Origin of the sequence: Nocardioides marinisabuli (genome assembly GCF_013466785.1) — a bacterium.
In the GTDB taxonomy this organism is placed as follows: Bacteria; Actinomycetota; Actinomycetes; order Propionibacteriales; family Nocardioidaceae; genus Nocardioides; species Nocardioides marinisabuli.
The window spans coordinates 3471896-3491783 of record NZ_CP059163.1 but is presented as its reverse complement, the minus strand read 5'-3'; the positions used below and the strand labels follow the sequence as shown (position 1 = coordinate 3491783).

The 19888-nt window shown below is 74.5% G+C and carries 21 protein-coding genes; 1 reads left to right on the top strand and 20 read right to left on the bottom strand.

Translation table 11 applies throughout. From position 1 onward, the window contains the following. Positions 1-38: 38 nt before the first annotated feature. The gene (locus H0S66_RS16745; RefSeq protein ID WP_179616379.1) at positions 39-1838 is read right to left on the bottom strand and encodes a sensor histidine kinase; all 1800 of its coding nucleotides are present in this window, start codon (positions 1836-1838) and stop codon (positions 39-41) included. Positions 1839-1881: 43 nt separating this feature from the next. Between H0S66_RS16745 and H0S66_RS16740 the strand changes: the two genes are divergently transcribed. Next, complete coding sequence (locus H0S66_RS16740; protein ID WP_179616378.1) at positions 1882-2304, top strand: PPOX class F420-dependent oxidoreductase; 423 nt, start codon at positions 1882-1884, stop codon at positions 2302-2304. A gap of 18 nt (positions 2305-2322) precedes the next feature. Here H0S66_RS16740 and H0S66_RS16735 read toward each other — a convergent pair whose 3' ends face one another. From H0S66_RS16735 to H0S66_RS20870, 19 genes are all read right to left on the bottom strand, one after another. Continuing rightward, positions 2323-3339 (bottom strand): NADPH:quinone reductase, encoded by a 1017-nt coding sequence (locus H0S66_RS16735; RefSeq protein ID WP_179616377.1) that lies wholly within the window; start codon positions 3337-3339, stop codon positions 2323-2325. A gap of 53 nt (positions 3340-3392) precedes the next feature. Next, positions 3393-4559, bottom strand: coding sequence for a MinD/ParA family ATP-binding protein (locus tag H0S66_RS16730; protein WP_179616376.1), 1167 nt, complete (start codon positions 4557-4559; stop codon positions 3393-3395). Between the two features lie 64 nt (positions 4560-4623). Then, complete coding sequence (locus H0S66_RS16725; RefSeq protein ID WP_179616375.1) at positions 4624-5997, bottom strand: dihydrolipoyl dehydrogenase family protein; 1374 nt, start codon at positions 5995-5997, stop codon at positions 4624-4626. Beyond that, positions 5994-6809: a DUF1206 domain-containing protein gene (locus H0S66_RS16720; RefSeq protein ID WP_179616374.1), complete on the bottom strand. Its 816-nt coding sequence runs from the start codon at positions 6807-6809 to the stop codon at positions 5994-5996. Before H0S66_RS16720 ends, H0S66_RS16725 begins: the two co-directional genes overlap by 4 nt. Then, positions 6806-8200, bottom strand: coding sequence for a dihydrolipoyl dehydrogenase family protein (locus H0S66_RS16715; RefSeq protein WP_179616373.1), 1395 nt, complete (start codon positions 8198-8200; stop codon positions 6806-6808). Before H0S66_RS16715 ends, H0S66_RS16720 begins: the two co-directional genes overlap by 4 nt. A gap of 62 nt (positions 8201-8262) precedes the next feature. Continuing rightward, a complete protein-coding gene (gene nusB / locus H0S66_RS16710; protein ID WP_179616372.1) occupies positions 8263-8676 on the bottom strand; it encodes a transcription antitermination factor NusB in 414 nt (137 codons plus the stop codon). A 7-nt stretch (positions 8677-8683) separates the two neighbouring features. Further along, on the bottom strand, positions 8684-9247 hold the full coding sequence (efp, locus tag H0S66_RS16705) for an elongation factor P (protein WP_179616371.1): 564 nt from the start codon (positions 9245-9247) through the stop codon (positions 8684-8686). Between the two features lie 50 nt (positions 9248-9297). Next, positions 9298-9735: a type II 3-dehydroquinate dehydratase gene (locus H0S66_RS16700; protein ID WP_179616370.1), complete on the bottom strand. Its 438-nt coding sequence runs from the start codon at positions 9733-9735 to the stop codon at positions 9298-9300. Next, positions 9732-10847 carry a 3-dehydroquinate synthase gene (gene aroB, locus H0S66_RS16695; RefSeq protein ID WP_179616369.1) on the bottom strand — a complete coding sequence of 372 codons (1116 nt, stop codon included), beginning with the start codon at positions 10845-10847 and terminating at the stop codon, positions 9732-9734. Before aroB ends, H0S66_RS16700 begins: the two co-directional genes overlap by 4 nt. Beyond that, complete coding sequence (locus tag H0S66_RS16690) at positions 10844-11326, bottom strand: shikimate kinase (RefSeq protein WP_179617477.1); 483 nt, start codon at positions 11324-11326, stop codon at positions 10844-10846. Before H0S66_RS16690 ends, aroB begins: the two co-directional genes overlap by 4 nt. Positions 11327-11355: 29 nt before the next feature. After that, positions 11356-12543, bottom strand: a complete 1188-nt coding sequence (gene aroC, locus H0S66_RS16685; protein WP_218876357.1) for a chorismate synthase — start codon at positions 12541-12543, stop codon at positions 11356-11358. Positions 12544-12555: 12 nt separating this feature from the next. Further along, entirely contained in the window at positions 12556-13257 is a 702-nt protein-coding gene (locus tag H0S66_RS16680) for a prepilin peptidase (RefSeq protein WP_179616368.1), read from the bottom strand. A 1-nt stretch (position 13258) separates the two neighbouring features. Continuing rightward, complete coding sequence (locus tag H0S66_RS16675; RefSeq protein WP_258016960.1) at positions 13259-14071, bottom strand: shikimate dehydrogenase; 813 nt, start codon at positions 14069-14071, stop codon at positions 13259-13261. Between the two features lie 29 nt (positions 14072-14100). After that, positions 14101-15270, bottom strand: a complete 1170-nt coding sequence (gene mltG, locus H0S66_RS16670) for an endolytic transglycosylase MltG (protein ID WP_179616367.1) — start codon at positions 15268-15270, stop codon at positions 14101-14103. Continuing rightward, entirely contained in the window at positions 15267-15737 is a 471-nt protein-coding gene (gene ruvX / locus H0S66_RS16665) for a Holliday junction resolvase RuvX (protein WP_179616366.1), read from the bottom strand. The genes mltG and ruvX overlap by 4 nt, the downstream gene beginning before the upstream one ends. 4 nt (positions 15738-15741) lie before the next feature. Beyond that, positions 15742-18417 carry an alanine--tRNA ligase gene (gene alaS, locus H0S66_RS16660; RefSeq protein ID WP_179616365.1) on the bottom strand — a complete coding sequence of 892 codons (2676 nt, stop codon included), beginning with the start codon at positions 18415-18417 and terminating at the stop codon, positions 15742-15744. Then, positions 18417-18689: a DUF6167 family protein gene (locus H0S66_RS16655; RefSeq protein WP_179616364.1), complete on the bottom strand. Its 273-nt coding sequence runs from the start codon at positions 18687-18689 to the stop codon at positions 18417-18419. The genes alaS and H0S66_RS16655 overlap by 1 nt, the downstream gene beginning before the upstream one ends. After that, positions 18686-19213, bottom strand: coding sequence for a hypothetical protein (locus H0S66_RS16650; protein ID WP_179616363.1), 528 nt, complete (start codon positions 19211-19213; stop codon positions 18686-18688). Before H0S66_RS16650 ends, H0S66_RS16655 begins: the two co-directional genes overlap by 4 nt. Positions 19214-19224: 11 nt before the next feature. Next, a complete protein-coding gene (locus H0S66_RS20870; protein ID WP_338037215.1) occupies positions 19225-19854 on the bottom strand; it encodes an AAA family ATPase in 630 nt (209 codons plus the stop codon). Positions 19855-19888: the final 34 nt, after the last annotated feature.

Below are 19888 nucleotides of genomic sequence, written 5' to 3'. Positions count from 1 at the left end.
ACGGGACGGCTCGTTAAAGGATGTCGATCGGGAGCACCCTAGCAGTGGGCCGCCGGCAGCCGGAGCGTGAAGACCGTCCCCTCGCCGAGCACCGAGCTGACGCCCACGCTGCCGCCGTGGCGCTCGGCGATGTGGGCCACCGTCACCAGGCCCAACCCGGTGCCGGGCTGGCGCAGCGCGGCCGGGTTGCTGCTGCGGTAGAAGGCCCGGAAGAGCCGGCGCTGGTCGTCGTCGCTGATGCCGATGCCGTCGTCGCCGACCTCGAGCACCACCAGGTCGCCCTCGCGGTGCGCGCCCACGCGCACCGTGCCGCCCGCGGCGGTGTACTTGACCGCGTTGCTGACCAGGTTGCCCAGCGCCCGGTCGACCTCGTCGGGGTCGCCGGCCACGACCAGGTCCTCGCCCTCGACGTCGACCTCGAGCCGCAGGCCCTCGGCACGCGCCGTGGGGGCGATGAGGGCCTCGATGCCCGCCACGACGGTGGTGACGTCGACGTCGACGGCCAGCAGCGGGTGGGTGGGGTCGCTGACCCGGGCCAGCAGCAGCATGTCGTCGACGATCTGCTGCATCCGCGCGGTGCCGCGGGCCAGGGCGGTGTGGTGGCGCTCGGCCTCCGGCCGCAGCCCGAGGTCCTCCAGCATCTCCAGGTTGCCGGCCACCACGGTCAGCGGCGTGCGGAGCTCGTGGGTCAGGGTGGCCACCAGCCGGGCCCGCTCCTCGGCCAGCTCCTGCAGCTCGTGGACCACCCGGCGCTCCCGCTCGAGGGCCCAGACCGTCGTCAGCGCCGATCCGAGGTCGTGGCCCAGCTCGAGCGCAGCGGCCGTCTCGGCCGGCGACCAGGCCGGGTCCTGGCTGCGGCGGGTCAGCATCAGGAAGCCCACGGACTCGGTGCCGGCACCCAGCGGCACACCCAGCAGCCGGGCCGGGCCGAGCCACGACAGGCCCTCCCCTGCCTCCCGCACCACTTCCTCGGGCAGGTCCAGGGCGTCGAGGAGGTGCTCGGGCAGGGCGCCGTCGAGGGTGGGGTCCAGCACCAGCACCTCCTGGCGCGCCCACAGCAGCGGCGCGAGCCGGCGCGCCACGGCCGGCACCACCGGCGGCAGCGTCACCACGCTGCCGTCCCGCAGCCGCGCCCGGTCCTCGGCCGTCCACCCCTCGGCGTCGTCGCCCCGGCCCACCTGCACCCACGAGGCGGTCGCGGCGAACCCCTCCACCAGGGGTGCGTGGGTGCTCTCGACGACCTCGTCGAGGGACCCGTGGCTGCCCAGGGCCGCGCTGCGCACCAGGCTGCGGGCGCGCTCGGCGTGCTCGACGCGCTGCAGCAGCGCCTCGCGCTCCAGGGTGGTCAGCACCGCACGCTCGGCCTGCGCGGCGTAGCGCTCCAGCAGCCGGGTCTGGGCCTCGTCGGGACGGCGCCCGGAGACCGGCTGGTCGACCGAGAGGACGCCCACCGGGGTCCCGTCGTCGTCGCGCAGCACCCCGATCAGGCCGTCGTAGGGGTGCCAGGCGTCGGGGCCCTCGCCCTGCTCCTCGAGGGTGACCACCCAGTGCCCGGCGAGGTCGCCGCCGGTGGCCTCGCCGTCGATGAAGTGCAGCCGCCCGCGCGGCTCGGCGACCGCCAGGACCTGATCGAGCACCGAGACCGGGTCGCTGGCCCAGGCGTCCTCATCCTTCTCGACCGGGCCGGTGTACGCCGTGGTGACGAGCTGGCCGTCGAGGACCACCGAGAGCGCCGCGACCCGGAAGCCGACCAGCTCCGCGACCGACTCGACCATCAGCTGCAGGACGTCACGTGCCGACGAGTCCGACCAACCGGTCCGGTCGCGTTCGTGCAGCACGAGCCGGAGCCTACGCGGGTCGGGGCTCGCCTAGGCTGGAAACATGTCCACTGCTCCCCTTCCCGACGACGTCGTCGACCTGCTGCGTCGACCCAACCCGAGCGTCGTGGCGACGCTGCGCAAGGACGGCACGCCCGTCACGGTGCCCACCTGGTACCTGCTGGAGACCGAGGGCCCGCGCGCCGGCACGGTGCTGGTCAACATGGACGACACCCGGGTGCGCCTGGGGCACCTGCGCCGCGACCCCCGCCTGAGCCTCTCGGTGCTCGACGCGGACAGCTGGTACACCCACGTGACGCTGATCGGCGAGGTCGTCGAGATCCAGCCCGACGAGGGACTGGTCGACATCGACCGGCTCTCGCAGCACTACGGCGGGCGCGACTACCCCGACCGCGAGTCGCCGCGCACCAGCGCGTGGATGCGCATCGACCGCTGGCACGGCTGGGGCGCGGCGAAGACCGACTGAGCCTGCTCAGTCGTCGGCTCAGTCGGTCGCGACGTCGATGAGCACCTTGCCGACCGCGCCGGCCTCGACGGCGTCGTGGGCGGCGGCGGTCTCCTCAAGCGGGTAGTGGTGCAGCGGCACCCCGACCTCGGCGCCGACGCGCAGGGCCCCGGCCGCCACGGCGGCGCTGACGTCCTCGGCGGCGGCGGCCAGCAGGTCCTCGCCCAGGGTGTAGAGCAGCAGGCCCTGCAGGCGCAGGTTCTTGGCGAAGCTCGCCCGCACCGGCAGGGTCGCCTCGGCGCCGCCGTTGTCGGCGTAGTAGGCCACGGTGCCGCGGTTGCGCAGCACCTCGACGTCGAGCGCGAGGTTCTCGGCCAGCGCCACCTCGACGACCAGGTCGACGCCCTGCGGGGCGATCTCCTTGATGCGGGCGGCGGCGTCGTCGGTGCGGTAGTTCACGACGTGGTGGGCGCCCGCGGCGCGCGCCAGGTCGGCCTTCTCGTCGCTGCTGATGGTGGTGACCACGGTGGCCCCGGCCCACACGGCCAGCTGGATCGCGGCGTTGCCGACCGCGCCGGCACCGCCGGCGACCAGCACGGTGCTGCCCGCGAGGGTGCCGGGGGCCAGGCGCGAGGCGCCCTCGCCGGCGGTCAGCGCGCGGTGCGCCGTCACGGCGGGCACGCCCAGCGAGGCACCCAGGTCGTACGACGCCTCGTCGGGCAGCGGGACCACGCAGGCCGTGGGCAGCACGGTGTGCTCCGCGGCGGTGCCGCCGGGGCGGGCCCACTGGGCCAGGATCGTCCAGACCCGGTCGCCGACGTCGAAGCCCTCGACGCCCTCACCGACGGCGTCGACGACGCCGGCGGCGTCCTGGCCCGGGACCACCTCGTCCCAGGGGCCGTTCATGGCGGTGGCGCGGAACTTCCAGTCCGTCGGGTTGACCCCGGCGCGCACGACGCGCACCCGCACCTCGCCCGGCCCGGGCTCGGGCAGCGGGCGCTCCTCGACGGAGAGCACGGAGGAGGGACCGGTCTGGCTGTAGACGACTGCTCGCATGCCAGGCCCAGCACCGCGGTGCGTGCCGTTGTTCCCGGCCCGCGACGGCTCGCTCAGAGCGACTCGGCCATCCCGGCGCACGCCGCCAGCCAGGAGCGGCGCGTGGCGGCCGAGAGCTCGGCGTACGGGACCACCGACCCGGCGACCAGGGCCGGGTCGTAGGGCACCCGGTAGACCGCGCGGGTGCGCTGCTCGTAGACGTCGACCAGGTCGGCCGCGAGCTTGTCGTCGACCTTCGGCGAGGGGTCGGAGAGCACCGTGACGCACTTGTGCTTGAGGTCGGTGTGCCCGGCGTCCTGCAGCGCGTCGAGCATCCACAGCCCCGAGTAGCCGGTGTCCTCGCGCACCGTGCTGGTGACCACCAGCAGGTCGGCCTGCTCGGCGCTGGCCAGCCAGTTCTCGGCGCGCATGTTGTTGCCGGTGTCGACCAGGATGATGCGGTAGAAGCGCTCGAGCAGCGCGTGCACGGCCGCGAAGTCGTCGGCGTGGATCATGCCGGTGACGTCGGGGCGCTCGTCGGAGGCCAGCACGTCGAAGTGCGCGTCGCCCTGCGAGCGCACGAACGCCCCCAGGTCGCCGATGCGCGACTGGTAGACGTCGCTGAAGCGGCCCAGGTCCTCCAGCAGCTCGCGGGTGGTGTTGCGGTGGGTGCTGCGGGTGCCCCGGATGCCCAGGGTGCCGCGGGTCTCGTTGTTGTCCCAGGCGACCACGCCGCCGCCGCGCACGGTGCCGAAGGTGTAGCCGGCCGCCAGCACCCCCGTGGTCTTGGCGGCGCCGCCCTTGGGGTTGATGAAGGCGATGGTGCGCGGGCCGTCGAAGTCGCGCTGGATCACCGAGCGCTGCTGCTCGTGGGTCTGCTCGGCCGGGCCCATCGGCAGCCGGGCGCCCATCCGGTTGAGCACGCCGCGCCAGCCCCACGTCGCGGGGCCCTGGCCGGTCTCCTCGGCGCGCCGGTCGAGGAAGTCGGTCGCGGTCATGAAGCGGCGCGGCTCCTCCGCGCGGGCGGGTGCCGCGGGTGCCGCGGGCGCCGGGGGCGCCGCGGGCGCCACGACCGGTACCTCCCGGGTCGCCTCCGACACCTCCTCAGGCGTCCAGCTGGGCGGCGGTCCCAGGGGGTCGGTCAGCGGGTCGCCGACCCCGGCGGCGAACCGGTCGAGCTCCTCGCGGGTGTAGAGCCGGTCGCTCGTGTCCGAACGGCCCTGGAAGTGCCCCTGGGTCATGCTTCCTCCTCAGCCATGGGGGTGCTGAGGGGTTCCTTCCCCGATGGTGCCCCGGTCACACCAGCTACAGACCGGTCTCCTTGAGCGCCACCTCGATGGTGCGGTGGAAGGTCGGGTAGGCGAAGTGCATCGTGCGCAGCACCGCGACCGGCACCTGCGCGTGCACCGCGGTGCTCAGCAGCCCCAGCACCTCCCCGCCGTACGGCGCCATCGTGGTCGCGCCGACCACGACCCCGCGCTCGCGGTCGGCGACGACCTTGACGAGCCCCTGCGCCTGGTGGATCCACCCGCGGGGCCCGCGCGCGAGGTCGGCGGTGCCGACGACCACGTCGATGCCCTGCTCGCGCGCCTGGGCCTCGGTCAGCCCGACCGCGCCGACCTCGGGGTCGGTGAAGGTCACCCGGCTCACCGCGCGGTAGTCGGCCCACGGCCCCTCGTCGTCGCCCAGCACGTCGCGCACGACCAGCTCGCCCTGGTAGAGCGAGACGTGGGTCCACGGGCCCTTGCCGGTGATGTCGCCGACCGCCCACAGCCGCTCGCCGGCGCGCATCCGCTCGTCGACCTCGACGTGGTCGGCGGCGGGGTCCAGGCCCACCGTGTCGAGCCCCACGTCGCCCAGGTTCTCGGCGCGGCCGGCCGCCACCAGGAGCCTCTCGACGACGACCTGCTCGCCGTCGACGTGCAGGTGGAAGCGCTCGCCGTCGTGCTCGACCCGGGTCAGGTCGGCGCCGGTGCGCACGTCGACGCCCTCCTCGCGCAGCACCTGGGCCAGCAGGTCGCCGGCCTCGGGCTCCTCCGAGCCCAGCAGCCGCGGGCCGGCCTCGACGATCGTGACCTCGGTGCCGAAGCGGTGCAGCGCCTGGGCGATCTCGACGCCGATCGGACCGCCGCCGACCAGCGCCAGCGAGGCCGGCGCCTCCGAGACGGTCAGCACCTCGCGGTTGGTCCAGTACGGCGTCCCGGCGAGGCCCTCGACGTCGGGCACGGTCGGCTCGGTGCCGGTGTTCAGCACCACGCCGCGGGTGGCGGTGAGCCGGCTCAGCCCGCCGGGGGTGTCGACCTCGACGACCCCGGGGCCGGCCAGGCGGCCGTGGCCGCGCACGACGCGCACCCCGGCCTCCTCCAGGGTGCCGGCGTGGTCGTCGTCGTGCCAGTCGTGGGTGGCCTCGCGGATCCGCTGTGCGGCGGGCCCGAGGGAGGCGCGCACCTCGACCCGGCCGCCGAGGTCGTCGGCGCGCCGCGCCTCGGCCAGGGCGTCGGCCGCGCGGATGAGCAGCTTGGAGGGCGTGCAGCCGTAGAACGGGCACTCGCCGCCGACCAGCCGGGAGTCGACGGCCGCGACCCGCAGCCCGGCCGCGGCCAGCTTGCGGGCGACGTGCTCGCCCCCGGAGCCGACGCCGAGGACGACGACGTCGACGACGCGGTGGGTGCTGCTCACCGCGACAGGTGCCGGGCTCGCGCGAAGCAGAACAGCCCGTAGGCGCCGATGCCCAGGGCCAGGACGCCGAGCAGGAACGGGCCGAAGGGCTGCTGGAGCACCTTCTGCAGGGCCACGTCGAGGCCGCCGGACTTCTTCGCCGAGTGCGTCCACGCGGCGTACAGGAACAGCGAGCCGACGATGCCGATGGCGATGCCCTTGGCGGTGTAGCCGGCGGTGCCGAAGGCGACGTACGCCGTGCCGGAGCCGCCGCGCTCGCCCTCGGCGGTCAGGTTGTCGCGGAAGTTGCCGCTCCAGGCGTGGTAGATCTGGAAGATGCCGTAGCCGACGATGCCGGCGCCGACGAGGAAGACCAGGGTCTGGCCGGCCGGCAGGTCCATCAGCTTCTTGGTCGTGGAGTCGGTGCCGCCGCCCCCGCCGCCGCTGGACCCGGTGGCCACCCGGATCGCGGAGATCGCGATGGCCAGGTAGATGAGGGCCTTGCCGCCCGAGAAGACCCGCTTGGCGGTGCGCTTGGCGCCGTCCTCGTCGTCGTGGCCGAAGGCGGCCTCGATGGCGCGCCAGCCGACCAGCAGCAGCATCCCGACCGCCACCAGCCAGACCAGGACCTTGCCGAAGGGCTGCTGGGCCAGCTGCGACATCGCGCCGCTGCTGGAGGTGCTGCCCTCGCGGTCGCCGAAGGCCAGCTGGAGGGCCAGCCAGGCGATGAGCAGGTTGACGACGCCGTAGGCGACCATGCCGGCTCGCGCCGCGTGGTCGACCCAGCGGTGGTCCTCGGCCTGGTGGCCGAGGTCGGACGCGGAGCGGTTCATCGGGTCTCCTCCAGAGCGCCGAGGGCGGTCTCGATGGTGCGGTGGAAGGTCGGGTAGGCGTAGATCATCTGCTGCAGGGTCTCGACGGGCACCTCGGCGTGCACGGCGACGGCCAGGAAGCCGAGCACCTCGCCGCCGGAGGGTCCCATCGCGGTGGCGCCGACCAGGACGCCGCGGTCGGCGTCCTCGACGACCTTGACCAGCCCCCGGCCGCCGGGGCCGTGCAGCCAGCCGCGGGAGGACGACTCCATCGGGGCGGTGCCGACGCGCACCCGCAGCCCGGCCTCGCGCGCCTGCTCCTCGGTCAGGCCGACCCCGCCGACCTCGGGATCGGTGAAGGTGGTGTGCGGCACCGCGTGGTACTGCGCGGGCGGCCCGTCCTGGCCGGTGATGTCGCGCAGCGCGATCGCCGACTGGTACATCGCCACGTGGGTGAAGGCGCCCTTGCCGGTGACGTCGCCGATCACCCAGAGCCGCTCGCCGGCGCGCAGGTGCTCGTCGACCTCGACGGTGCGGGCCTGCGGGTCGAGACCGACGGTCTCGAGGCCGATGTCGTCGAGGTTGGGGGTGCGGCCCGCTGCGAGCAGCAGCTTGTCGGCGCGCAGCGTGTCGCCGGAGCCGAGCGTGATCTCGAAGCCGCCGTCGGCGTGGCTCACCGAGGTGATCTCCACCCCGGTCATCACGCGCATGCCCTCCTCGACGAAGACCTCCTCGAGGACCTGCGCGGCCTCGGGCTCGTCGGGGCCCAGGATGCGTGGGCCGGCCTCGAGCAGGGTGACGCGCACCCCGAAGCGCTGGAAGACCTGGGCCATCTCGGCGCCGATCGGGCCGCCGCCGACGACGATCAGCGAGCCGGGCAGCTCGGTGGCCTGCACCGCCTCGCGGTTGGTCCAGTACGGCGTGCCGGCGAGACCCTCGATCGGCAGCTCGGCGGGGCGGGTGCCGGGGTTGAGCACGACCCCGCGGGCCGCCTCGTAGGCGCGGGTGGCGCCGTCGGGCAGGGTGACGACCACGCGACCGGGGCCGTCGAGGCGCCCGACGCCGTGGTGGAAGGTGACGCCGGCGTCCTCGAGGCGCTGCACCGCGATCTGGTCGTCCCAGCCGCTGGTGGCCTCCTCGGAGATGCGCCGGGCCACCGGCGCCCAGGACGGCACGACCTGCGCCTCGCCCGAGAGCTGCGAGACGCGGCGGGCCTCGGCCAGGCTGTCGGCGGCGCGCAGCATCATCTTCGACGGCACGCAGCCGTAGTAGGGGCACTCGCCGCCCACCAGGTGCTTGTCGACCGCGACGACCCGCAGGCCGGCCGCGGCGGCCCCGGTGGCCAGCGACTCGGCGCCGGGCCCGAGCCCGACGACGACGAGGTCAACGTCCGTGCTCTGCTGCTCGCTCATGCGACCAGCATGGACCCCACCCCCGGTGGTGCCGGGTCACCCCCCTGGGCCGGGGGCCGGGCTCAGGCGCCGAGGATGCTCGGCTTGTTGCGCTGGATGGTGCCCAGGACCCCGTTGACGAACTGCGGCGACTCGTCGGTCGACAGCTCGCGCACCAGGGCCATCGCCTCGGAGACCGCGACGGCGTCGGGCACGTCGTCGACGTGCAGCAGCTCGAAGACTCCCAGGCGCAGCACGTTGCGGTCCACCGCGGGCATCCGCGACAGCGTCCAGTCCTGCGAGTACGACGAGAGCAGCTCGTCGATCTGGGCCTGGTGCTCGGCCACCCCGCGCACCAGCGTGACGGTGTACTCGGTGGTGGGGCGCTCGCCGTCGGCGAGCACCCGCTCGAGGGCCTCGAGCGGGGTCTCGTCGCGCAGCTCGCTGGAGAACAGGACGTCGAGGGCGCGCTTGCGCGCCTTGGTCCGTGCCGACATCAGGCGGTCACGACTTGACGCGGCCCAGGTACGAGGAGTCGCGGGTGTCGACCTTGACCTTCTCGTTCTGGTTGATGAAGAGCGGGACCTGGATCTCGTGCCCGGTCTCGAGGGTCGCGGGCTTGGTGCGACCCGTCGCCGAGTCGCCGGCGAGGCCGGGCTCGGTGAAGGTGATCTCGAGCTCGACCGAGGGCGGCAGCTCGATGAAGAGCACCCGGCCCTCGTTGGTGGCCACGATGGCCTCGTTGTTCTCGAGCAGGAAGTTGGCGGCGTCGCCGACGATCTCCGGCGCGATCTCGAGCTGGTCGTAGGTGCTGATGTCCATGAAGACGTACGACGTGCCGTCGTTGTAGAGGTACTGCATGGTGCGGCGGTCGACCGTGGCGGTCTCGACCTTGGTGCCGGCGTTGAAGGTCTTGTCGACGGTCTTGTTGGACTCGACGTTCTTCAGCTTGGTCCGCACGAAGGCGGGGCCCTTGCCCGGCTTGACGTGCTGGAACTCCACGACGGACCACAGCCCGTTGTCGATGGAGAGAACCATGCCGTTCTTCAGGTCGTTGGTCGATGCCATGCGCGTACGTCAGCCTTGTCGTCGAGGGGTCGGATCAACAGCGTGGCAGTCTACGGGCCGGGGCGGGTCGCGAGCACGTCGAGGGCCATCCGGTAGCCCTCGACACCGTGCCCGGCGACGACCTCGACGGCGTGCGGGGTGACCACCGAGTGGTGGCGGAACTCCTCGGGCCGCGTGCGCGGGTCGGAGAGGTGCACCTCCACCAGCGGCGCCACCAGCTGGGCGCAGGCGTCGTGCACGGCGTAGGAGTAGTGGGTCCAGGCCGCGGCGTTGAGCACCACGGGGGTCTCCTCGTCGGCGGCGGTGTTGAGCCAGTCGACCAGCACCCCCTCGTGGTTGGTCTGGCGCACCTCGACCTCGAGGCCGCGCTCGGCGCCCCAGGCCACGCAGCGCTCCGCGAGCTCGGCGTACGTCGTGGTGCCGTAGATCTCGGGCTGGCGGCGGCCGAGCCGGCCCAGGTTGGGACCGTTGAGCACGAGCACCCTCACGAGGCCGCTCCCCTCATCGTCTCGTAGGCGCCGCGCAGGTGGGACTCCTCGGGCCCGGCGAGCACGACGGGCCGCCCGACCTCCTCGAGCACCACGAAGCGCAGCTGGTCGCCGCGCGACTTCTTGTCCACGGCCATCGCCGCGCGCAGGGTGTCGTAGTCGGCGCCGGCGTAGCCCACCGGCAGCCCCACCCGGGCGAAGGCGCTGCGGTGCCGGTCGGCGGTGGCGTCGTCGAGGCGGCCGGCGCGGCGGGCCAGCTCGGCGACGAAGACGCAGCCGATGGCCACGGCCTCGCCGTGGCGCATCGTGTAGCCCTCGGCCCGCTCGATGGCGTGGGCCATGGTGTGGCCGTAGTTGAGCGCCTCGCGCCCGGGGTGCCCCCCGGCGCCGCCGGTCTCGCGCAGGTCGGCGACGACGACGTCGACCTTGACCTGCACCGAGCGCTCGACGAGCTCGCGCAGCACCGGCGAGCCGGGGGCCAGCAGCTCCTCGGGAGGGGTGCCCTCCACGAGCTCGAGGATCCGCTCGTCGGCGATGAAGCCGCACTTGACGACCTCGCCGAGGCCGGCCACCAGGTCGACGCGCGGCAGCGTCTCGAGCAGCGACAGGTCGCAGAGCACGCCGGCCGGCTCGTGGAAGGAGCCGACCAGGTTCTTGCCGGCGGCGGTGTTGACGCCGGTCTTGCCGCCCACCGCCGCGTCGACCATCGCCAGCAGCGTGGTCGGCACGTGCACGACCCGCACCCCGCGCAGCCAGGTGGCGGCCACGAAGCCGCCGAGGTCGGTGGTCGCGCCGCCGCCGAAGGTGACCACGGCGTCGGAGCGGGTGAAGCCGGCCGCGCCCAGCTGCTCCCAGCAGCCGGCGGCGGTCTCGGCGGTCTTGGCGGCCTCGCCGTCGGGCACCACCAGCTCGGTGACGTCGTAGGCGCTGCGCAGCGCCTCGAGGACGGGCCCGGCCAGCTCGCGCAGGCTCGGCGTGAGCACCACCGCGACGCGGCGGGGGGCCTCCCCCAGCAGGCCGAGCAGCCGGTCGGCGACGCCGTGGCCGACCACGACGTCGTACGGCGACGCGCCGCCGACGTGCAGGGTGCTCGGCGGGGCCGGCGTGCTCATCGCTGCGCCGCCTCGAGCAGGGCGTCGATCTCGTCGGCGACGTCCTCGGGGCTGCGGGCGTCGGTGCTGACCGTGTGGGTGGCGACCTGCTCGTAGACCGGGGTGCGCTCGTCGAGCAGCGCCTTGATGCGCGCCCGCACGTTGCCCAGCAGCAGCGGGCGGCCGACGCCGAGCCCGACGCGCTTGACGGCGTCGCTGAGCCCGACGCTCAGGAAGACCACGGTGTGTCCGGCGAGCAGCTCACGGGTGGCGGGGTCGAGCACCGCTCCCCCGCCCAGGGCGAGCACGCCGTCGTGCTCGGCCAGCGCGGTCGCGACCGCGGCCCGCTCGAGCTCGCGGAAGGCCGCCTCGCCGTCGTCGACGAAGATCTCGGAGATCTCGCGCCCGGCGGTGGCCTCGACGTCGTGGTCGGTGTCGCGCACGGCGACGCCCCAGCGACCGGCCAGCAGGGTCGCCACGGTGGTCTTGCCGGCGCCCATCGGGCCCACGAGGACCACCCGGGGAGCGCTCACCGGTACCTCAGCGCCTGCAGGTAGCCCTCGACGTTGCGGCGGGTCTCGGCGACCGAGTCGCCGCCGAACTTCTCCAGGAGCGCGTCGGCGACGACGAGCGCGACCATCGCCTCGGCGACGATGCCGGCGGCCGGCACGGCGCACACGTCGGAGCGCTGGTGGTGGGCCACGGCCTCCTCGCCGGTGGCGACGTCGACGGTGCGCAGCGCCCGGGGCACGGTCGCGATCGGCTTCATCGCTGCGCGCACGCGCAGGGCCTCGCCGGTGGTCATCCCGCCCTCGGTGCCGCCGGCGCGTCCGCTGGTGCGCCGGATGCCGTCGGGGCCGGGGACGATCTCGTCGTGGGCGAGCGAGCCCGGGGTCGCGGCGAGCGCGAACCCGTCGCCGACCTCGACGCCCTTGATGGCCTGGATGCCCATCAGGGCGCCGGCCAGCCGCGAGTCGAGGCGGCGGTCCCAGTGCACGTGCGACCCGAGGCCGGGCGGCAGGCCGTGGACGACGACCTCGACGACGCCGCCGAGGGTGTCGCCGTCCTTGTGGGCGGCGTCGATGCGCTCGACCATGGCCTGGGAGGTGCCGGGGTCCAGGCAGCGCACCGGGTCGTCGTCCAGCGCCTTGACGGTGGCCGCCGAGGCGTCAGCCGGCCACGAGCCGTCGGGGGCGCGCACGCCGCCGAGCTCGACGACGTGGGAGACCACGCCGGCGCCGCAGGCCTGCTCGAGGAAGTTGGTGGCGACCCGGCCCAGGGCGACGCGGGCGGCGGTCTCGCGGGCCGAGGCGCGCTCGAGGACCGGGCGGGCCTCCTCGAAGTCGTACTTCTGCATGCCGGCCAGGTCGGCGTGGCCGGGGCGGGGCCGGGTGAGGGCCGCGTTGCGGGCCAGCGCGTCGAGCTCGTCCTGGTCGACCGGGTCGGCCGACATCACCTTCTCCCACTTGGGCCACTCGGTGTTGCCGACGATGATCGCGACCGGTCCGCCCTGCGTGCGCCCGTGGCGCACGCCGCCGGTGAAGGTGACCTCGTCCTGCTCGAACTTCATCCGGGCCCCGCGCCCGTAGCCGAGGCGGCGCCGGGCCAGGGACTCGGCGACGTCGTCGGAGGTGACCTGGACGTGGGCGGGGAGCCCTTCCAGGATCGCGACAAGAGAGGGGCCGTGGGACTCGCCCGCGGTGAGCCAACGCAGCATGGCCCCAGTCTTTCACGGCAGCAGGACGGGTCCTGCCAGCAGTCCAACCAGTGCACCCGCGATCATGGCCGGGCCGAACGGCTTGGCCTGGCGCAGCCGCGACCGGTCGCGGCGCACGAGCGCCACCACCAGCGCCGGCAGCGCCAGCACCAGGAACGCCGCGTAGGCGCCGACGAGCACCTCGGCGGCCCCGGCGCGCCCCAGCACCAGGCCCAGCAGGGCGGCCAGGCGCACGTCGCCGAAGCCCATCCCGGCGGAGTTCACGAACCACAGGAACCAGTAGAAGGAGCGCAGCGCGACCATCGCGACCCCGGCGCGCAGCACCTCGCCGGCCTCGCCCGTGACCGCCCACTCCCCCAGCGCCAGCAGCACCAGCGCCCCGGTGGCCGGCAGCACGACCCGCTTGGGCAGCAGCCGGGTGCGGGAGTCGACGTGGGCCAGGAGCACGCACACCGGGGTGGCCAGGACGACGTAGGCCAGCACCCAGCCGGTGCCCAGCACCAGCGCGGCCAGCGCCACGACCGTCGCCGAGACCGCCGCCAGCCCGGCACCCAGGCGGGGCGCGTCGGCGAGGGCGGCGTACGCCGGCGGCGCGGGCTCGTCGGCCGGGTGGTCGTCGGGCGGCGGGTCGGGCAGCCGGCGCAGCACGGCCGGCCCCAGCGCACCGCCGGCCGCGGCCACGGCGACCGCGAGGAGCGCGACCAGCGGCTCCACGTCAGCCCCGTGCCCGCGCGACCAGCGCGCGCTCGCCGGCCGCGCGCATCACCTCCAGCGGTGCGTCCTGCCCGGTGAAGAGCGCGACCTGGAGCGCCGCCTGGTGGACCAGCAGGTCGAGGCCGCCGACGAGCACGGCCCCGCGCTCCGCGGCGGTGCGGGCCAGCGGGGTGGGCCAGGGGTCGTAGAGCACCTCGAAGAGCACGGGCGCCTCGAGCAGGGCGACGAGCTCGGGGGTCTGGGCCGCGACCGGCACCGTGGAGACCACGACGTCGGCCCGCACCGGGAGGGTCGGCAGCGCCAGCGCCTCGACCTGCGGCGCCGACGGGTGCGCCCGCACGGCGTCGACGGTCTCGGCGGCGCGCTGGGGTGAGCGGGCCAGCACCCGCACCCGGGTGGCGCCCTCGTCGACCAGGGCCAGCGCGGTGGAGGCGGCGGTGGCGCCGCCGCCGAGCACGACCACGTCGTCGACGCCGCCCGACCAGCGCTCCCGCACCGCGGCCGCGGCGCCGGGCAGGTCGGTGTTGTCGGCCAGGCCGCCGGGGGCGACGTCGGGGCCGAGCACCAGCGTGTTGGCGGCCCCGGCCAGCCGGGCCCGCGCGGTGACCTCGCCGGCCAGGCCGAGCAGCTCGCGCTTGAGGGGCATGGTCAGCGACAGCCCGCGCCACGAGGAGTCCAGGCCGCGCAGCAGCTCGGCGAGGGTGCCGCCGGGCACCCGCACCGCCTCGTAGGTCCAGCCCGCCAGGCCCAGCGCGTCGTACGCCGCGCGGTGCAGCACCGGGGACAGCGAGTGGTCGACGGGGTCGCCGAGCACGGCACAGCGCACAGGAGCCACCGCCGTGCTCAGCAGCGGTCCGACTGGGTGGCGCAGTACTCGTCGAGCTCGCGGCGGAAGCCGAGGAACTCGTCGTAGGACTCGGTGAACTTGGTCTCGCCGGTCTCGAGGTTGACCGTGACGTAGAACAGCCAGGGCCCCTCGTCGGGGTTGGCCGCCGCCGCGATGGCAGCGTCCCCGGGCGCCTCGATCGGACCCGGCGGGAGCCCCTGCTGGGTGTAGGTGTTGTACGGCGAGTCGGCGACCGAGTCGATCTCGTCGAGCGTGAGCCGGGCGATGGGCGACTTGTCCAGGGCGTAGTTGACGGCCGCGTCGATCTGCAGCAGCCCGTTGGTCACCCCGTTCTCGGGGTTCTCGAGCCGGTTGTAGATCACCCGCGCGACCTTGGGCATGTCGTCGCCCCGGCCCTCGGCCTCGACCAGGCTGGCCACCGTCATCAGCTCGTGCGGGGTGTAGCCCAGCTCCTCGGCAGCCGCCTCGAGACCCGCCTCCTCGGCGGCCTGCTCCCAGCGGTCGACCATCGCCGAGATCATGTCGGCGGGCTTGTCCTTGGGCCCGAAGGCGTAGGTGGAGGGGAACAGGTAGCCCTCGGGGTTGCCGTCGGCATAGTCGGGCAGCCCGATCTTCTCGGGCTGCTCCAGCACGTTGCGGAAGCGGCCGGCGCCGAAGTCGGTGCCCTTCGCGAGCACCTCGACGACCTGGTCGACGTTGAGGCCCTCGGGCACCGTCACCGAGCTGGTCAGCAGGTTGGCCGGGTCGACGAGCACGTCGATGGCGTCGGCGGAGGCCATCTCCTTCTGCAGCTCGTAGAAGCCGACCTGGATGCCGGCCGACTCGCTGTTGGCCTGGGCGGCGGCGATGCAGGAGTCGACGGAGGCGACGACGTCCTGCTCCCTCAGGCTCCGGCAGATCGCGGCGGCGGAGTCGCCGCTGCTGACCTCGACGAGCGCCCGGCCGCGGCCGGGGCCGTCGTAGTCGGGGGCGGAGGAGAAGCGGTCGGAGACGAAGTCGGTGACCTTGCTGCCGGCGAACCAGACGCCGCCGCCGATGAGGGCGAGCGCGACCAGCACCGCCAGGCAGCCGGGCAGCCGGCTGCGCTTGCGACGGCGCGAGCCACCGGGCACGTACTCCGGTTCGGCCGGCAGGACCGACTCCTCCGTGGGGTGCTGCTCGCTCATCTCTGCTCCTCGACGATCTCGCCCGGAGCGGTGCCCGTGGCGCGTTCGGTGTCCAGTGCGTGCTGGAGGATCACCACGGCCGCGGCCATGTCCACCACCGCACGTCGGTTGCTGCCCTTGCGTCCTCGGTCGCGCAGCATAGCCTCGGCCGACACGGTGGTGAGCCGCTCGTCGACCAGGCGCACCGGCACGGGGTCGAGCCTGCGGGCCAGCGAGGCCGCGAAGTCGCGCACCTTGGCCGCCGCCGGGCCCTCGCCGCCCTTCAGCGAGCGGGGCAGGCCGACGACCACCTCGAGCACCTCGGAGTCCTCGGCGATCTCACCCACGATCGCCTGCAGCCGCTTGAGGTCTCCCCCGCCGCGGCGCACGGTCTCCAGCGGCGTGGCCAGGAAGCCCGTGGGGTCGCTGCGCGCGACCCCGATCCGGGCATCACCCGGGTCGAGGCCCAGCCGTACGCCGTGGCGCACCCGCTCAGGCCCCCACCGCGCGGGCGACCTCGGTGCCGACGGCGGCCAGCGCCTCGTCGAGGCGCGAGGTGTCGGTGCCGCCGCCCTGCGCCACGTCGGCCTTGCCGCCGCCCTTGCCGCCCACGAACGGGCCGACGGCCCGGACGAGGTCGTTGGCGCTGAGCCCGCGGGCGCGGGCCTCCTCGTTGGTCGCCGCGACCACCGAGACCTTGCCGTCGAGCGCGCCGACGACGACCACCACACCGGGGCGGCCCTGCGGCAGCCGGCCGCGCACGTCGGTGGCCAGGGTGCGCACGTCGCCGCCGCCGGCACCGTCGACCCGGTGCGCGACCACGGCCACGCCCGCGACGTCCTGGGCGCCCGCGGCCAGCGCGGCGCCGCCGGAGAGCAGCTGGGCCAGCCGTGCCTTCTCGGCCTCCTTCTCGGCCGCGCGCAGGCGCTCGACCAGGTCGGCGACCCGGGGCACCAGGTCGTCGGGCTGGGTCTTGAGCAGCCCGGTCAGCTGGGCCACGACGTCGCGCTCGCGGGCCAGGTAGGCGAAGCCCTCGACGCCGGTGAAGGCCTCGATGCGCCGGTTGCCCGAGCCCACCGACGACTCGCCGGTCACCACGACGGTGCCGATCTGCGAGGAGTGCTCGACGTGGGTGCCGCCGCACAGCTCGCGCGACCAGGGGCCGCCGATCTCGACGACGCGCACCTTGGAGTCGTCGTAGGTCTCGCCGAAGAGCGCGATCGCGCCCCAGTCCTTGGCCTCGCCGAGCGTCATGTACTGCCAGCCCACGGGCAGGTCGGCGCGCAGCGCCTGGTTGGAGACCTGCTCGATGTCGCGCACCTGCTCGGGGCTCAGCGCGCTGGTCCAGCCGAAGTCCAGGCGCAGGTAGCCGGGCCGGTTGTAGGAGCCCGACTGCAGCGCCGAGGGGCCGAGCACCTCGCGCAGCGCGGCGTGCACCACGTGGGTGCCCGAGTGCGCCTGGCGGGCGCCGGTGCGCCACTCGGGGTCGACCTGGGCGTGCAGCACGGCGTCGGCCACCAGCTCGCCCTCGAGCACGCGCACCTGGTGCACGACCAGCCCGCGCACGGGGCGCTGGACGTCGAGCACCTCCAGGCGCGCACCGTCGGCGACCAGCACACCGGCGTCGGCGGCCTGGCCGCCCGACTCGGCGTAGAACGGGGTCCGGTCGAGGACGACCTCGCCGACCTGGCCGGCGCCCAGCGCCGGCACCCCGGCGCCGCCGGAGAGCACCGCGAGGACGCGCGACTCGGTCTCGAGGGTCTCGTAGGCCAGCCAGTCGGTCGGGCCGTGGGCGTCGAGGATGCCGCGGTAGACGCCGGTGTCGGCGTGCTGGCCCTTCTTGGCCTTCGCGTCGGCCTTGGCGCGCTCGCGCTGCTCGGCCATCAGCCCGCGGAAGCCCTCCTCGTCGACGCCGAGGCCGGCCTCGGAGGCCATCTCGAGGGTCAGGTCGATGGGGAAGCCGTAGGTGTCGTGCAGCGTGAAGGCCTGGGCGCCGGAGAGGCGGCCCTGCCCGGTGCTGCGCACCTCCTCGGCGGCGCGGTCGAAGAGCTGGGTGCCGGCGAGCAGCGTCTTGGCGAACGCCTCCTCCTCGGCGTAGGCGACCCGGCTGATCCGGTCGAAGCCGGTCTCGACCTCGGGGTAGGACAGCTTCATCCGGTCGCGGCTGACCGGCAGCAGCTCGGGCAGCGCCGGGCCGTCGTAGCCGAGCAGGCGCATCGAGCGGATCGCGCGGCGCAGCAGCCGGCGCAGCACGTAGCCCCGGGCCTCGTTGCCGGGGGTGACGCCGTCGCTGATGAGCATCAGCGCGCTGCGCACGTGGTCGGCCACGACCCGGAAGCGCACGTCGTCGGCCGGGTCGGCGCCGTACTTCTTGCCGCTCAGCTCGGCGGCGCGCTCGATGACCGGGAAGACCTCGTCGATCTCGTAGAGGTTCTCCTTGCCCTGCAGCAGGTAGGCCACCCGCTCCAGGCCCATGCCGGTGTCGATGTTCTTGGCCGGCAGCGGGCCCTCGACGTCGAAGTCGGCCTTCGAGCGCACCTGGCTCAGCGACTCCTGCATGAAGACGAGGTTCCAGATCTCCAGGAACCGGTCCTCGTCGGCGTTGGGACCGCCGTCGGGGCCGTACTCGGGCCCGCGGTCGACGTAGATCTCCGAGCAGGGGCCGCCGGGGCCCGGCACGCCCATGTTCCAGTAGTTGTCCTCGAGGCCGCGCTCCTGGATGCGCTCGAAGGGCAGGCCCGCCACTTCGTGCCACAGCTGCTTGGCCTCGTCGTCGCTGGGCAGCACGGTGACCCAGATCTTTTCGGGGTCGAAGCCGAAGCCGCCGTCCTCCACCGAGCCGGTGACCAGGCTCCAGGCGAAGCGGATCGCCCCCTCCTTGAAGTAGTCGCCGAAGGAGAAGTTGCCGCACATCTGGAAGAAGGTGCCGTGGCGCGTGGTCTTGCCGACCTCCTCGATGTCGAGGGTGCGCACGCACTTCTGCACGCTGGTCGCGCGGTCCCACTGCGGGGTCTCCTGGCCCAGGAAGTAGGGCTTGAACGGCACCATGCCGGCGTTGACGAACAGCAGGTTGGGGTCGTCGAGCAGCAGCGAGGCCGACGGGACCACCGTGTGACCGTGACGCTCGAAGTGCGCCACGAACCTGCGCCGGATCTCCGCGGTCTCCATCAGCTGGTGCCTTCCTGTTCTGTCGTGCGTTCGGTGGGGTGGGGACTGTCGATCTCGCGTGGCCGCGCGGCCGCGAGCCGCTGGCGCAGCTGGTCCTCGGCCTCGGCGCGCCCCTGCGCGACCTCGTCGCGGAACATCCGGGCGCCCAGGGCCAGGGCCCCGGCGCGGTCGCGCAGGCCGTCGGCGCTCAGGGCCTCGGCGGCACGGCGACCACGCACCATCGCGTAGACCCCGGCGCCGGCTCCGGCCACGAACCAGAGCCCGCGGCTCATGCGGCCGGCTCCGCCTGGTCGGCACGGCCACGGGCCGCCCAGTCGCGGCGCGCCGCCCGCAGGTCGGCGCGGCGCTGCTTGCGGGCCCGCTTGACCTCGCGGCGCATCTCGAAGCGGATGCGGTGGCGGGTCTCGGGCGCCAGCGCCCGGCGCAGGCCGTGGGCCAGCGAGGCGGCCTGCACGGCGCTCTCGCGCAGCACCAGGTCGGCGAAGAGCGGGGCGGGCACCGTGGGGGCGTCCGGCTCGTCGACCTCGGTGTCGTCGTGCTCGCCGACGTGGGTGATGACGTACTCGTGGGCGTCGAGCTCCTCGCGCCGGTGCTGGCGCGCGAGGCGCTGCTCGACCTCCTCGACACGGCCCAGCAGCTCCTCGGCGCTGGCGCGCACGGCGTCGATCTCGGCGGCGGCGCGGCGCCGGGCGCGGCCCACGGCCACGAGCGCGGTCGCGGCCAGCGCGCCCAGCAGGAGCACGGCGACGGTGGTCGCGACGAGCGCCCAGGCGGGCACGCTCCACTGCTCGGTCATGGGGCCCGACCCTACCGTCCGCGGATGATGCGACGAACTCGCTCCCACCGCTCCTTGATCGCGGCCTCCGCGCCGATCTCCTTGGGGCGGTAGTAGGTGGCGTCCGCGACGACGTCGGGCGCGTACTGCTGCTCGGCGACGCCGTAGGGCTCGTCGTGGCTGTAGGTGTAGCTCCTGCCGTGGCCGAGGTCCTTGGCGCCGGCGTAGTGCGCGTCGCGCAGGTGGGCCGGCACCGGGCCGACCTTGCCGGCGCGCACGTCGCCCGACGCCTCGGCCAGCGCCGTGGTGACGGCGTTGGACTTGGGGGCCACGGCCAGCGCGATGGTGGCGTGCGCGAGGTTGAACTTCGCCTCCGGCATCCCGATCAGCTGCACGGCCTGCGCGGCCGCCACCGCCGTGGTCAGCGCGGTGGGGTCGGCGAGGCCGATGTCCTCGCTGGCCAGCACCACCAGGCGCCGGGCGATGAAGCGCGGGTCCTCGCCGGCCTCCATCATCCGGGTCAGGTAGTGCATGGCGGCGTCGGCGTCGGAGCCGCGCACCGACTTGATGAAGGCGCTGGTGACGTCGTAGTGCTGGTCGCCCTGGCGGTCGTAGCGCACCGCGGCCCGGTCGACGGCGGTCTCGGCGGTGGCCAGGTCCACCTCGGTCGCGCCCGCGGGCGCGGGCCGCCCCGGC